11 protein-coding genes and 2 tRNA genes are annotated in these 13,696 nt (G+C 60.8%); 3 read left to right on the forward strand and 10 right to left on the reverse strand.

Going from position 1 to position 13,696, the window contains the following annotated elements:
• The 9 genes from CPA56_RS04145 to CPA56_RS04185 all read right to left on the reverse strand — a co-directional run bounded on the left by CPA56_RS04145 (position 1) and on the right by CPA56_RS04185 (position 9,359).
• Entirely contained in the window at positions 1–747 is a 747-nt protein-coding gene (locus tag CPA56_RS04145; RefSeq protein ID WP_182040778.1) for a biotin--[acetyl-CoA-carboxylase] ligase, read from the reverse strand.
• Positions 748–767: 20 nt separating this feature from the next.
• Positions 768–842: transfer RNA gene (locus CPA56_RS04150), tRNA-Val, on the reverse strand.
• Between the two features lie 91 nt (positions 843–933).
• A complete protein-coding gene (locus tag CPA56_RS04155) occupies positions 934–1,221 on the reverse strand; it encodes an HU family DNA-binding protein (RefSeq protein ID WP_182040779.1) in 288 nt (95 codons plus the stop codon).
• 127 nt (positions 1,222–1,348) lie between these two features.
• Positions 1,349–3,952, reverse strand: a complete 2,604-nt coding sequence (lon, locus tag CPA56_RS04160) for an endopeptidase La (RefSeq protein WP_182040780.1) — start codon at positions 3,950–3,952, stop codon at positions 1,349–1,351.
• A gap of 167 nt (positions 3,953–4,119) precedes the next feature.
• Positions 4,120–5,382 carry an ATP-dependent Clp protease ATP-binding subunit ClpX gene (gene clpX, locus CPA56_RS04165; RefSeq protein ID WP_182040781.1) on the reverse strand — a complete coding sequence of 421 codons (1,263 nt, stop codon included), beginning with the start codon at positions 5,380–5,382 and terminating at the stop codon, positions 4,120–4,122.
• A 70-nt stretch (positions 5,383–5,452) separates the two neighbouring features.
• Positions 5,453–6,094: an ATP-dependent Clp protease proteolytic subunit gene (locus tag CPA56_RS04170; RefSeq protein ID WP_182040782.1), complete on the reverse strand. Its 642-nt coding sequence runs from the start codon at positions 6,092–6,094 to the stop codon at positions 5,453–5,455.
• 148 nt (positions 6,095–6,242) lie between these two features.
• A complete protein-coding gene (gene tig, locus CPA56_RS04175; RefSeq protein WP_182040783.1) occupies positions 6,243–7,571 on the reverse strand; it encodes a trigger factor in 1,329 nt (442 codons plus the stop codon).
• A gap of 66 nt (positions 7,572–7,637) precedes the next feature.
• Positions 7,638–7,722 (reverse strand) — tRNA-Leu (locus tag CPA56_RS04180).
• Between the two features lie 182 nt (positions 7,723–7,904).
• The gene (locus CPA56_RS04185; RefSeq protein WP_182040784.1) at positions 7,905–9,359 is read right to left on the reverse strand and encodes an NAD(P)H-hydrate dehydratase; all 1,455 of its coding nucleotides are present in this window, start codon (positions 9,357–9,359) and stop codon (positions 7,905–7,907) included.
• 60 nt (positions 9,360–9,419) lie between these two features.
• Here CPA56_RS04185 and CPA56_RS04190 point away from each other — a divergent pair, with 60 nt between their 5' ends.
• Positions 9,420–9,863: a cytochrome ubiquinol oxidase subunit I gene (locus CPA56_RS04190; protein ID WP_182040785.1), complete on the forward strand. Its 444-nt coding sequence runs from the start codon at positions 9,420–9,422 to the stop codon at positions 9,861–9,863.
• Positions 9,864–10,034: 171 nt separating this feature from the next.
• Here CPA56_RS04190 and CPA56_RS09470 read toward each other — a convergent pair whose 3' ends face one another.
• Positions 10,035–10,748 (reverse strand): hypothetical protein, encoded by a 714-nt coding sequence (locus CPA56_RS09470; protein ID WP_229707401.1) that lies wholly within the window; start codon positions 10,746–10,748, stop codon positions 10,035–10,037.
• A gap of 37 nt (positions 10,749–10,785) precedes the next feature.
• Here CPA56_RS09470 and CPA56_RS04195 point away from each other — a divergent pair, with 37 nt between their 5' ends.
• Both CPA56_RS04195 and CPA56_RS04200 read left to right on the forward strand, forming a co-directional pair.
• Positions 10,786–12,378, forward strand: coding sequence for a DEAD/DEAH box helicase (locus CPA56_RS04195; protein WP_326831293.1), 1,593 nt, complete (start codon positions 10,786–10,788; stop codon positions 12,376–12,378).
• Entirely contained in the window at positions 12,375–13,673 is a 1,299-nt protein-coding gene (locus tag CPA56_RS04200) for a class I SAM-dependent RNA methyltransferase (protein ID WP_182040786.1), read from the forward strand. Before CPA56_RS04195 ends, CPA56_RS04200 begins: the two co-directional genes overlap by 4 nt.
• The last annotated feature ends 23 nt before the right edge of the window (positions 13,674–13,696 follow it).

Genomic DNA, 13,696 nt, shown 5'->3' on the forward strand with positions numbered 1-13,696 from the left:
TTACTCACAGATCACGTCGCCCGTCACAACTGAAATCATGGTACCATCATCCAGCGTGAGCAGAAGATGCCCCTGTTCATCAAGTCCGGCAAAATGGCCTGCCGTCTCCCTACCATGTCTGCGGAGGATCAGTCGAGTACCCGGCGGATGGGCACGGTCCATCCAGCCATTCCAGATAACGCCATTTCCCTCACGGTGCCAGCGTTCCATCCATCCGTCAAAGGAGTGCAGGATGGAACGGGCACAGGCGGCAGCCTCCGGAGGAGAACAGACTTCTGCCAGAGCGGCGGGACTGCGCCCCTCCACCTGGGGAGCCTGCCGCAGATTGGCCCCCATGCCTATGACGGCCCAGCGGTCCGCAGGACCGGGCCGTGTCAGGGAGCCTGTTTCTATGAGAATGCCAGCCATCTTGCGACCGGAAAGCAGGAGATCATTGGGCCATTTCAGCCTCAGCCGGGCAGGCAGGCCTGCACAGGAAGACGCCGCCATGACCAGCCCGTCATGAAGGGCAAGGCTCACCAGATAGGGCAGGACCGCCCGAAAATCCTGACTGTCAGAAAAGTGAAAAAGGAAGGAAAAGGCAAGGTTTCCTTCGCCACTGTCCCATGTGCGCCCACGGCTTCCCCGTGCGGCACTCTGTCGCCGTGCCAGTACAGCCAGCCCTGTCTCTTCGCCGGCTTCAGCCCGTTCCCGACAGAAATCGGAAGTGGATGCCAGCGTTTCATATTCTTCGAAACGCCAGGTCATAGAAAAACTTGATATGTGGGTGGTGGGCAATGACGGGATCGAACCGCCGACCCTCTCGGTGTAAACGAGACGCTCTACCGCTGAGCTAATTGCCCGCCCCGGTTTATAGGTAAAACGCTTCGTGAGCGCAACGGGGAATGTTCATTTTTTTCAAAAAACTATCTTCCCCGTCCTGCATCAGCGGCCTTACTTGCTGACAGCGTCTTTCAGGCCCTTGCCCGGCTTGAAACGCACGGACGTGGAAGCCGGAATGTCGATCTCTTCGCCAGTGCGCGGGTTGCGGCCCTTGGCAGCCTTACGGGTGGCCGTCACGAAGCTGCCGAAGCCTACCAGACGGACTTCCTGCCCCTTGGCCAGGGTCTTCTCAATGCTGGTGAACACGGCATCCACGACATCACCAGCCTTTGCCTTGGGAAGATCTGCAGCCTCGGCAACCTGAGCAATAAGTTCCTGCTTGTTCAGAGGTTTCTCCATGGTAAGCCTTTCCAATGGTTGGGTGAGACGGCCCCGGAAAGGGGCCAGAATCACATATTGCAATTTACATCTGCACTATGAAGCGGTTTTCGCCTGCGTCAACAGCCGGAGGGCAAGATACCCGCACTTAGTGCCGAATTGAGCGAGAAATTCCTTCCCCGTTTGCTTTCCTGCTTTTTGTTCCCGCCACATGACTTGCAGGCAAGGCTTTAGGGGCGGATGTCAAGGCAATGCCCAGCACCTCATCCATATGCTGGACGGGAATGATCTCCAGCCCCTGCTTCACGTTCTCCGGTATCTCGGCCAGATCCTTGACGTTCATGTCCGGGATCATCACCGTCCTGATACCAGCCCTCAGGGCCGCCAGAAGCTTTTCCTTCAGCCCGCCGATCTCCAGCACGCGGCCACGCAGGGTCACCTCACCCGTCATCGCCACGTCATGACGGACCGGGATGCGTGTCAGTACGCTGACAAGCGAGGTCGTCAGGGCCGAACCGGCTGAGGGTCCATCCTTGGGCACCGCCCCTTCCGGCAGATGGACATGAATGTCCGTCTTCTCCAGCACGGCCGGATCAATCCCGAACGCCTCTGCACGGGACTTCACATAGGAGAATGCTGCGGAAACGCTTTCCTTCATCACGTCCCCGAGCTTGCCGGTCTGGCGGATCGCTCCCTTGCCGGGCATGGTCAGGCTTTCGATTGTCAGTATCTCACCGCCCACCTGTGTCCAGGCAAGACCGGTCACGATACCGACCTGATCTTCCTTGTCAGCCTCACTGTGACGGTAACGGGGCACACCAGCGTAGGTTTCCAGCGTCTCCGGCGTCACCTCGACCTTGCTGACCTTGCCGGACATGATCTCACGCACGGCCTTGCGGGCCAGACGGGCGATCATCCGCTCCAGACTGCGGACCCCGGCCTCCCGTGTGTAGGAACGGATGAGAGCCAGAAGGGCTGCGTCTGTCACATGCCATTCACCCGGGCGCAGATTATGCTCCTTCTCCTGCTTGGACAGAAGATGCCGCCTGGCGATCTCGAGCTTCTCGTCTTCCGTGTAACCGGACAGACGGATGATCTCCATGCGGTCCAGCAGCGGCTGGGGCATGTCAAGAGAGTTCGCCGTGGCGATGAACATGATGTCCGACAGATCATACTCCACCTCGAGGTAATGATCCCCGAACGTGTTGTTCTGCTCCGGGTCCAGAACCTCCAGCAGGGCGGAGGACGGGTCACCACGCCAGTCGGAACCGAGCTTGTCCACCTCGTCCAGCAGGAAAAGCGGATTGCTCACCCCGGCTTTCTTGACGCCCTGGATGATCTTGCCCGGCATGGCCCCGATATAGGTGCGCCGATGGCCACGGATCTCGGACTCATCCTTCATCCCTCCAAGGGACATGCGGACATACTTCCGGCCCGTCGCCCGGGCGATGGAACGGGCCAGAGACGTCTTGCCCACCCCCGGAGGACCGACCAGACAGAGGATCGGGCCTTTCAGCTTCTTTGCCCGGCTCTGGACGGCCAGATATTCCAGAATGCGTTCCTTGATCTTCTCCAGACCGTAATGATCGGCCTCGAGAACCTCCTCCGCCTTCTGAAGTGACTTCGTCAGCTTGGAACGCTTCTTCCACGGCAGGGCCACCAGCCAGTCCAGATAGCTGCGGACCACCGTGCCTTCAGCCGACATGGGGCTCATGTTGCGCAGCTTTTTCAGCTCGCCACGGGCCTTCTCCCTGGCTTCCTTGCTCAGCCCCTGGGTTTCGATCTTTTCCTCGATCTCGCCAAGCTCGTCACGACCATCCTCGCCTTCACCCAGCTCCTTCTGAATGGCCTTCATCTGTTCATTCAGATAGTATTCCCGCTGGGTTTTCTCCATCTGTTTCTTCACGCGGCTGCGGATGCGCTTCTCCACCTGAAGAACGTCGATTTCCGCTTCCATGCCTGCAAAGATGCGTTCCAGACGCTCCTCGACGGAGAGAATTTCCAGCAGCTCCTGCCGCTCCGGAATCCTCAGATTGAGGTGACTGGCAATCGTGTCGGCCAGACGGGACGGGTCCTCCAGCTGGCTCACCGACGCCAGAACTTCCGGGGCCACCTTCTTGTTCAGGCGAGCATAGTCCTCGAAACGCTTCATGGCGGACCGGGCCAGAGCCTCCCGCTCCCCCTCCCGACCATTCAGCTCATCCGGCAGGTCCTCGACAGAACTCTGGAAGTAACCGTCCTTTTCCTTCAGCCCGACCAGACGGACACGGCGCAGCCCCTCCACGAGAACCTTCACCGTCCCATCCGGCAGCTTCAGCAGCTGAAGAACGCTGGCAACCGTCCCGACACGGAACACGTCATCGACTGTCGGCTCGTCCTTGCCCACATCCTTCTGGGAGACGAGAATGATCTCACGTCCATCCTCGGGCATCTGGTCCAGCGCATGGATGGATTTCTCACGTCCGACGAAGAGCGGCACGATCATGTGCGGGAAAACGACAATGTTCCGCAGGGGCAGAACGGGCAGGACGGGCCTGATGACACGCACGGCCTTCTTTTCCACCGCCACCTTGCCATCATCCACCGGAGCGGCCGCCTTCCTGCGGGGTGCCGCCTTGGCCGTCTTTGCCTTGCCTGTTTCTACGGAAGCGGAAACCTTGCGCCGTGTGCGGCCCGTCGTGGTCCTGCTGCCAGATTCTTTACTGTCGGCCGTTCTGCGACGGACAGTCTTCGGTTTCTTTTCATCACTCATGCTTCAGGATCTCCATAACGGACGATCAAACCTTCACCGCCCTATATGAAAGGCACGGCAAAGGCTCTTTCATTCTTGGTCTCTATGTGGGGTATCAGGGCATGTGGAACAATACCCTGCCGCCATGAAGTGCTGGCAGAAAAAGAAAATCTGCCAGCCTCTTCCTGTCAGTCGGCCACCTGCTCCTCATCGACCGACTGGCCATGAACATAAACCGGTTCAGCCTTGCCCTCGGCCACCTCACGGTTGACCACGACCTTCTCGACGGTCTTACGCCCCGGCAGGTCGAACATGGTTTCCATCAGGATTTTCTCCATGATGGACCGCAGACCACGGGCCCCCGTCTGCCTCTCGATCGCACGAGCGGCGATACCTTTGATGGCCTCTTCCTCAAAGACAAGCTCCACGCCTTCCATCTGGAAAAGACGTTGGTACTGCTTGACCAGAGCATTCTTCGGCTCCGTCAGGATCTGCACCAGGGCTGCCTCATCAAGGTCATTCAGTGTCGCGATGACCGGAAGACGCCCGATGAATTCAGGAATGAGGCCATATTTCATGAGGTCCTCAGGCTCGATGTCCTTGAGGATGTCTCCCAGCTTGCGGTCATCCTCGGCCCTCACGTCAGCCCCGAAGCCGATCGCACTGCCCTTGCCACGGGCACTGATGACCTTGTCCAGTCCGGCAAACGCACCACCGCAGATGAACAGCATGTTGGTCGTGTCAACCTGCACGAACTCCTGCTGCGGATGCTTGCGCCCACCCTGCGGCGGCACGGAGGCCACGGTGCCCTCCATCAGCTTCAGCAGGGCCTGCTGGACCCCCTCACCGGACACGTCACGGGTAATGGACGGGTTCTCGGCCTTGCGGGAAATCTTGTCGATCTCGTCAATATAGACGATGCCACGCTGGGCACGCTCGACATTGTAATCGCAGGCCTGAAGCAGCTTGAGGATGATGTTCTCGACATCCTCACCTACATAACCGGCCTCGGTCAGCGTGGTGGCATCCGCCATCGTGAAGGGCACGTCGAGAATGCGGGCCAGTGTCTGGGCCAGCAGGGTCTTGCCCGTCCCGGTCGGCCCGATCAGCATGATGTTGGCCTTGCCGATCTCGACATCACCAGCTTTCTCAACCTGCTCAAGCCGCTTGTAGTGATTGTGAACGGCGACCGACAGCACCTTCTTGGCCTCACTCTGCCCGATCACGTAATCATTGAGAATCTGGCAGATCTCACGGGGAGTGGGCACTCCCTCACCACTGGTCACAGGGCCTGTGCCACGCTCCTCACGGATGATGTCCGTGCACAGCTCGACACATTCATTGCAGATGAATACGGTCGGCCCGGCGATGAGTTTCTTCACCTCATGCTGGGACTTCCCGCAGAATGAACAATAAAGCGTATTCTTGGAGTCGCTCTCTTTTCCGCTCATTACAGCTCCTCAAACCCGCATGAAAAACGGGTGTGTTCAGACCTCTGAATGCCCTGCTGAAACAATCAGGTCAGGCCCCTCTCTTCTCCGTGGGGTGACGCACCACAACCTCATCCACCAGACCGAACTCCTTGGCCTCCAGAGCGGACAGATAGCGGTCACGCTCCAACGCTTCCTCGATCTCTTCCAGAGCACGGCCGGTATGTTCGCGGTAGATTTCATTCAGGCGGTGACGGATCTGAAGGATTTCACGGGCCTGAATCTCAATGTCGGAGGCCTGCCCCTGCGCCCCTCCGGAGGGCTGATGGACCATCACGCGGGCATTCGGCAGGCAGAAACGTCGCCCGGCCTCACCCGCAGCCAGCAGCAGCGACCCCATGGATGCCGCCTGGCCAATGCAGACCGTGCTGACCGGGGAGCGGATATACTGCATGGTATCATACATCGCCAGTCCGGCAGAGACGACACCACCCGGGCTGTTGATGTAGAAGGAAATTTCTTTGTTCGGATTGACGCTTTCAAGATAGAGCAGCTGTGCGCAGATCAGGGATGACACCTGGTCATAGACAGGCCCCGTCAGGAAGATGATGCGCTCCTGCAGAAGCCGGGAATAAATGTCAAAAGAGCGTTCCCCCCGTGAGGTCTGCTCCACCACCATTGGAACAAGCGTACTGTCGAACACGTCCAGAGGATTACGGTCTTCAATGCCCATAGGTATTTTCCTTTACAGCTCCCCCTAGCCTAGCACAGCCACTCCCCCCCTGTCTCTGCGGAGAGTGGACTTATGAAGGGGGATTTTTCCGGCCAAGAGCAAAAAAAAGGGGCAGCGGCTGCTGCCCCTTTTCCCTCGGACTCAACGGTCAGTCAGCGTCTGGCATGTCAGCCAGCTCCTCTGCCGTCACTTCCTTGTCCGTCACCTCGGCCAGCTCGATCAGGTAATCCACGACCTTGTTCTCGAGGATCGGACCACGCAGGTTCTCGATCGCCTGAGGATTCTTCGTGAAGAACTCGAACACGGCCTGCTCCTGACCCGGGTAGCGACGGGCTTCCTGCTGAAGGGCGGCAAGCAGCTCTTCCTGGGAAATCTGGATGTCCTGCTTGCGGCCGATCTCCGCCAGCAGCAGACCCAGCTTCACGCGGCGTTCAGCAATCTTGCGATAATCGGCACGCAGGGTCTCTTCATCCTTGGCCGCATCCTTCTCATCGAGGCCGCCATTCTTGCGCTCTTCCTCGATGCGGCTCCATATCTGGCCGAACTCGGCATCCACCATGCCCTGGGGAGCCTCGAAATCGACCTTCTCGGACAGGACATCCAGCAGGTCACGCTTGATGCGCATGCGGGACAGCTGCCTGTACTCACCCTCGGCCTGCTCGGTGATCAGCTTGCGCATCTGCTCGACGCTTTCCAGCCCGAGAGACTTGGCGAACTCATCATCAATGGTCGGCTCGACAGCCTTCTTCAGGGCATTGACCTTGATGTCGAACGTGGCTTCCTGCCCTGCCAGTTCCTTGGCCTGATAGTTCTCGGGGAAGGTCACGGTGATGGTCCGCTCCTCGCCCGGCTTCATGCCTTCCATCTGTTCGGCAAAACCGGGGATGAAGCCCGCACCGCCAATCTCGACATTGACATCCTCGGCCGTGCCACCGTCGAACGGCACACCATCCTTCTTGCCGACAAAGTTGACGTTCAGCACGTCACCCTTGACGGCCGGACGCTGCTCGTCAACCGTCTCGAACTTGCGGTTACGCTGGGCAACCTCACCGAGGGCCTTCTCCACCACATCGTCAGCAACCTTGGCACTGTACCGTGTCAGCTTCGTGCCGGACATGTCAGGGGTCGGAATTTCCGGCAGGATTTCCATTTCCAGCGTGAACTCGAGGTCCTTGCCATCCGTACCGGCGGAGACCAGATCAACCTTCGGCTGCATGGCCGGACGGATGTCCTGCTCCTCCAGCAGGGAACGCACGCTCTCCTGCACCAGCTTCTCGGTCACTTCCGCCTGGACGGACTCACCGAAACGCTGCTTGATGACGGCAGCCGGAACCTTGCCCGGACGGAAACCCGGCAGCTTCACATCACGGCTGACTTCAGCCAGACGGGCATCATAACGGCCCTGCAGGTCAGCAGCGGGAATAACTACGGTGAAGGACCGCTTCAGGCCTTCAGTGAGTGTGGGCGTAACCTGCATGAATCCGTTAGTCCTTCTCTATAATCAAGGGGATCACTGACATCATATTTCAGATGGAGAATGCCTTGGTGCGGGCGGAGGGACTTGAACCCCCACAGCTTGCGCCACCAGAACCTAAATCTGGCGTGTCTACCAATTTCACCACGCCCGCATGAACCATACGGCCTATTCCCCAGTACCCGTCCCCAGCCTTCAGGGGCGGAACCTTCATTAGCTTGCGGATTTAGCGCATGAGGTCGGCATCGGCAAGGGGCTGCGTTTGCAAATATATCATTTACGGCAGAAATGGTCCTGTATCCCTCCCCCATGACAAAACGGGCAGCGTGTTCCCCCTCACCCTCCCTCTCCAGGGACGGTGGCAGCGTGGCGGGCAGGCCCCAGCTCGCCAAAAAGGTCCTCGGGCACGATCCAACCTGCCTTCCTGCTGGCCGCCCGCCGTCCGGCCTCGCCATGCACCCATACGCCAGCTGCGGCGGCCTCCCATGCAGGCATCCCGGCCGCAAGGAAGGCACCGACCGTTCCGCTCAGCACGTCCCCCGACCCTGCCACGGCAAGGGCCGGGGTCGCATGGACATTGACCGCAACCCGCCCGTCCGGTGCGGCAATGACCGTGTCCTCCCCTTTCAGCACGACCACAGCATCCAGCCTGGCTGCCGCCAGTCTGGCCATCTCCAGACGGTTCCCGTTTCCCTGTCCGAAAAGACGGGTGAACTCTCCCATATGTGGCGTGATGACGGACACGCCCTTCAGACGTTCCGGCTCTCCGGCCGCCCATGACAGTGCCCCCGCATCCGCCACGACCTGCCGTCCTCCTTCAAGCAGACACGGCAGGGCCTGCTCCACCTCATCCTTCCCGAGACCGGGACCACAGACCCAGACATGACGCCGGTCATCTTCCAGGGCCTGCACCAGCGGCTGCGTATCAACAATCGCCGCAGGAGAAGCGAGTCGATACAGGAGGTCCGCTCCGGGCGGCACGGTGAGGCGCACGAGACCTGCCCCGACATGCCGGGCCGCCTCGAAAGCGAACAGGGCCGCTCCCGGCATCTCCGCCCCTCCACAGAGGCTCACGACCCCCCTCCTGTATTTGTGATCGTCTGGTGCCTGTGCCGGAATGTGCCAGAGAGACGGCCCGTTTTCCCAGATGCGGGCCTCCACCCCGTCCATGACATCCTGCGGAATGGCCAGGTCGGCACGGACAACCTCACCGCAGAGCGAACGCCCGGGAGACAGAAGATGGCCCGGCCGTTTCCGGATCAGGGCAACGGTCATCCAGCAGGGGGCCACACGTCCCAGACAGAGGCCGCTTCCCCCATCAAGCCCCGACGGAACATCAATGGCCACGATCCGCCCTGCCGCTGCGAAGAACCGTTCCACGACCTCGGGCAGATGACGGTTCACGCCCGCTCCAAAAACCGCATCGACCACCATATCGGCCCTCCGGGCCTCGTCGGGCGTGAAGGCGACCACTTCCCCCCGCCAGCGTTGCGCCACCGCTTCCGCCAGACTGCCCGCCGCTGGCGGATGCAGGGCCGCCACACGGACCGGCCATCCCCGGTCCGCCAGATGACGGGCCAGCACGTACCCGTCGCCACCATTGTTGCCCGGTCCACAGGCCACCAGAACACGGCATGGCGCACTTTTCTGCCGTATGATCCGGGCCGCCATCATGCCTGCCCTCTCCATGATGAGCGGCAGGACCGACGCCATGTCACGATCCATCCGCTGCGTGTCTTCCGGCCCCAGAAGAAGCGAGGCTGACGCTTGCCCGTACGGAAAACAGGACATAATGGAATCTTCCCTCTATAAGTCGTGACCGATCATTCAGTTACACACTACGGATTGACTATGACCAGTTCTCTTCTCTGGGGTCTCGTCCTCGCCCTGCATCTTCTCTGCATCACCTACTGGGTCGGCGGAGCCATCTTCTGCCTCCAGTCCCGCCGCACCACCCGTCTGCTGGAAGCCCAGCAGACCAGCACCGTGCTGCTCCAGACCTACGGCCGCTATCTCAGGGCACTCTGCCACGTCGTTCCCGTGGCCATCATCAGCGGAATCGCCCTCATCATCCATGCCGGGGCCCACCTGCCGTGGCCCTTCCACCTCATGGCCTTCTGCGGTCTCGTGATGATCGCCATTTTCCTGAGCATGCTGTTCGGCCCCCTGCGTGCCGCACGCCGGGCCATCCGCCCGCAGCCCCAGCTTTTCAGCTCCCTGCACAGACGGGCGGCTCTCATGGCACTGGTGGGTGCCATCGCCATCATTGCCGGTGCCCTTGGTGGCGGGGCCTGACTCCGATCACCGGCCCTGATCTGACAGCCTATTATCTTGCCAAAAACAGTATTTACCGATAACGGATGGTAATGAACCGGGGATGATGCCAACCCGTCTTCCCCGACACCCTCCCACCCGCCCGACAGGGGTTGCCGGGCAGTCCGACCCGTAACAGAAACATTCCGAGAGTCATTTGAGCAGTAAACCATCCTCTGGTCCGTCCAAGACCCGCAGCAGCACCAGCCGCACGCGGAAAACGTCTCCCTCCCGTGCGAAAACACCCCAGACAGGGACAGAGGTCGAGACGGAACGGCCGGAGGACGGGACCGTGCAGGAGGATGCTGCCACCCCGACAAAGAAGACGGCCACACGCCGCCGTGCCACCACCAGCACAAAAAAGAAAACGGCGACTCCGTCTGCCGCAGCCCCTGCCGATGAAGAATCCACTGCGGAAAAACCCAAAAAGACGACACGCCGCAGCAGCGTGAGGGCGCAACCGGAAGAAACGGTCACCTCTGAAGACGAGGCTCCGGCAGCCCCTGCCAGGAAACCGGCAAAGCGCACCCGCAGCAGAACGGCCAAAGCCACGGACGTTACCCCGGAAGAAACCCCGGCAGTCGAAGAAGAGGCCCCAGCCGCCAGCCGCAGGACGACGACACGCAGCAAGACAGCCGCCACGTCGAAAAAAGCCACCGCCAGCAGCCGCTCTTCCAGAAGCAGGAAGGCTGAAACAGACGTTTCCGCTGCCGACACCTCTGAGAGCGGAAAGAAATCCGCCCGGACACGCCGGAAGGCAGCCGCAGCGGCCGAAGAGCCTGCCGCTCCTGCTCCGGCTTCTGAAAACGACGCTCCTGTGACGGCTCCCCAGCCTGCAAAAAAAACATCACGTCGACGAACTTCCACGAAGACGGATACGCCAGCAGCCGAAACGCCTGAAGACGTGACCCCGGCCTCTCCCCGGTCGGAGAAGAAGACACCCGCCAGACCGGCACGGCAGCGGCGCAAGGCCGCCGAAACGGTGGAAACAGAAACGGCGGATGCACCGCAGCAGGATGAGACTCCAGCTGACGGACAGGCCGTGACGGAAACCGACGGCGGCATCCTCTTCAGCGATCTTGGCCTTTCCGAGCCGATCCTCCGGGCCGTTGAGGAAATGGGCTATACCCACCCCACGCCCATCCAGGCGCAGGCCGTGCCGGAGATTCTGGCCGGGCGTGACGTCCTTGGCGTGGCGCAGACAGGCACCGGCAAGACGGCGTCCTTCACCCTGCCGATGCTGGAGAAACTCTCCAAGTCCCGTGCCCGGGCCAGGATGCCCCGTTCGCTCATTCTGGAGCCCACCCGTGAGCTTGCCCTCCAGGTTGCCGAGAACTTCAAGCAGTACGGAGCGCACCTGCGCCTCACGCACGCCCTGCTGATCGGCGGTGGCAAGATGAACGAGCAGAAAGAGCTGCTCAACCGTGGCGTGGACGTCCTCATCGCCACCCCGGGGCGGCTGCTCGACATGTTTGAACGGGGCGGGCTGCTAATGACGCAGACTGACCTTCTCGTCATTGATGAGGCCGACCGTATGCTGGACATGGGCTTCATTCCCGATATCGAACGTATCGTGAGCCTTCTGCCCAGACGGCGTCAGACCCTTTTCTTCTCCGCCACCATGGCACCGGAAATCCGCCGTCTGGCCGACAATTTCCTGAACAGTCCCAAGGAAATCACCGTCGCCCGACAGTCCTCCGTGGCCAGCACCATCACTGAAGGCCTGCTGGTCGTGGAGAAGAAGGACAAGAACCGTGCCCTCTGCGCCCTGCTGCGGCAGGATGACGTGCAGAACGCCATCATCTTCTGCAACCGCAAACGTGATGTGGACACGCTGGAACGCCATCTGACACGGCAGAAATTCTCTGTCGGCCACCTACATGGCGACCTGACGCAGGACCTGCGCTTCGAAACCCTCGAACGCTTCCGCACGGGCGACCTCCAGATTCTCGTCTGTTCTGACGTGGCGGCCCGTGGCATTGACATTGGCGGGCTGTCCCATGTCTTCAACTATGACCTGCCCTTCAATGCGGAGGACTATGTCCACCGCATTGGCCGTACGGGCCGTGCTGGCAAGGAAGGCAAGGCCTACAGTCTGGCCACACCTGATGAGCAGAAGCTGCTCGAGGCCGTCGAGAGCCTGACGGGTAAGACCATCGAGCCACTGACCGTGAAAGGCTTCCGCCATCTTGAATGGCGTGGAGAGGAGGATGCCTCCCCTGCCTCCGCCAAGGATGAGAGCAAGGGTCAGCAGCGGGGTGGCAGAAACAGGAAAACTGCCGAACCGAAGCAGGAAGACCGTCCGGCCCGCAAGAAGCAGCCGGAGCGTGATCCTCTGCCGGAAGCCCGCAAGCATGACCACAAGCGGTCCGGCCGAGCCGAACTGCTGCCGCCCGTACCGGAAAAGAACGGGATGCAGGATGGCTTTGGCGAGAATGTGCCTGCTTTCATGAAGGTCAGCTTCCTACCGGAACCACGTGATCCGTCCGAATCATGATGGAAACATCCACGCAGGTTCACGCCACTGTCGAACAGCTGGGCCGTTCGGGAGACGGGATGGTGCGCCATGAAGGACGGGCCTGGTACATTCCCGGAACCTTGCCGGGCGAGCGACTGCATCTGCGGTTCCATGACGGCGAAGCGGAACTTCTGGAGCGGGAAAGCACATCCCCCCATCGGGTAGAACCGCCCTGCTCCCTGTCCGACCTCTGCGGGGGCTGTGCCCTCCAGCATATGGACCAGACGGCCCTGCTGGAATGGAAAAAGGATCAGGTCCAGCGTGCCCTGAACAGAAGCGGCTTTACGGACCTGCCAGAACCCGCCCTGTACCAGACGCCCCCTCACAGCCGCCAGCGGCTGGACGTGGCCCTGCAAAGGGTACCGGGAGGCATCATTCTCGGGCTTCATCAACGGGGTGGGGACCCGGTGGACATGACGGAATGTCCCCTCATCCGCCCGGAACTGCTGAAGCTGCTTCCTCCGCTCCGTGAGTGCCTCTCCTCCCTTGGTGCCCTGACAGGGCGTGGCAGTCTGGCCATCAACCTTCTGGACAGCGGCCCGGACCTGACACTGGAGACACCCGCTCCCCTGAGTGGTTCTGACAGGGAGAAACTGGCCGCTTTTGCACGGGAGCATGGGATTCCACGCATCACATGGCGTCCGGCTCCCGGCAGGGTGATGGAAACGGCCGCACAGACGGGACCGGTCTTCCATCATTTTGGCTGTGTCAGGGTCTCACCCCCGCCAGCCAGTTTTCTTCAGGCCAGTCAGGAAGGTGAGCAGGCCATCCGTGAGGCCGTTCTTGCCGGTCTGCCGCCGCTGAACCGGAAGGACCGGATCATCGAGCTGTATGCTGGATGCGGAACCCTGACCTTCCCGCTGGCACAGCACGGTTTCGTGCAGGCCTATGAGGGCGACAGGGCGGCTATCGCCTCCCTCCGTGCCGCCACCCACGGCAGCCGTGCGGAAGGCTCCGAACGGGACCTGAACCGCCAGCCTCTCCTGCCGCCTGAACTGAATCAGGCCCGTGTTGTCGTGCTGGACCCGCCCTATGCCGGCTCAGGCAAGCAGCTGGCCTCCCTTCTGCGCTCCAAAGTGCAGGATGTGGTCTATGTCAGCTGCAATCCGGCTGCGCTGGAAAAAGAACTCCCCGCCCTGAAGCAGGCCGGTTTTGCCGTGCTGTCATGGACCGTGATTGACCAGTTTCTCTGGTCCACGGATGTCGAGACCGTGCTGGTTCTTTCCAGAGATCCGAAACGCATCCGCAAGGCCGAAAAAAAGCGGAAGGGATGATCTCCCCTCCGCTTCATCACGTC

This window comes from Bombella mellum, assembly GCF_014048465.1.
Classification (GTDB): domain Bacteria; phylum Pseudomonadota; class Alphaproteobacteria; order Acetobacterales; family Acetobacteraceae; genus Bombella; species Bombella mellum.

Bases quoted from the DNA above. Each gene is read 5' to 3' on its own strand.
- CPA56_RS04145 (WP_182040778.1), bottom strand. From the start codon at position 747: ATGACCTGGCGTTTCGAAGAATATGAAACGCTGGCATCCACTTCCGAT.
- CPA56_RS04155 (WP_182040779.1), bottom strand. From the start codon at position 1,221: ATGGAGAAACCTCTGAACAAGCAGGAACTTATTGCTCAGGTTGCCGAG.
- lon (WP_182040780.1), bottom strand. From the start codon at position 3,952: ATGAGTGATGAAAAGAAACCGAAGACTGTCCGTCGCAGAACGGCCGAC.
- clpX (WP_182040781.1), bottom strand. From the start codon at position 5,382: ATGAGCGGAAAAGAGAGCGACTCCAAGAATACGCTTTATTGTTCATTC.
- CPA56_RS04170 (WP_182040782.1), bottom strand. From the start codon at position 6,094: ATGGGCATTGAAGACCGTAATCCTCTGGACGTGTTCGACAGTACGCTT.
- tig (WP_182040783.1), bottom strand. From the start codon at position 7,571: ATGCAGGTTACGCCCACACTCACTGAAGGCCTGAAGCGGTCCTTCACC.
- CPA56_RS04185 (WP_182040784.1), bottom strand. From the start codon at position 9,359: ATGTCCTGTTTTCCGTACGGGCAAGCGTCAGCCTCGCTTCTTCTGGGG.
- CPA56_RS04190 (WP_182040785.1), top strand. From the start codon at position 9,420: ATGACCAGTTCTCTTCTCTGGGGTCTCGTCCTCGCCCTGCATCTTCTC.
- CPA56_RS04200 (WP_182040786.1), top strand. From the start codon at position 12,375: ATGATGGAAACATCCACGCAGGTTCACGCCACTGTCGAACAGCTGGGC.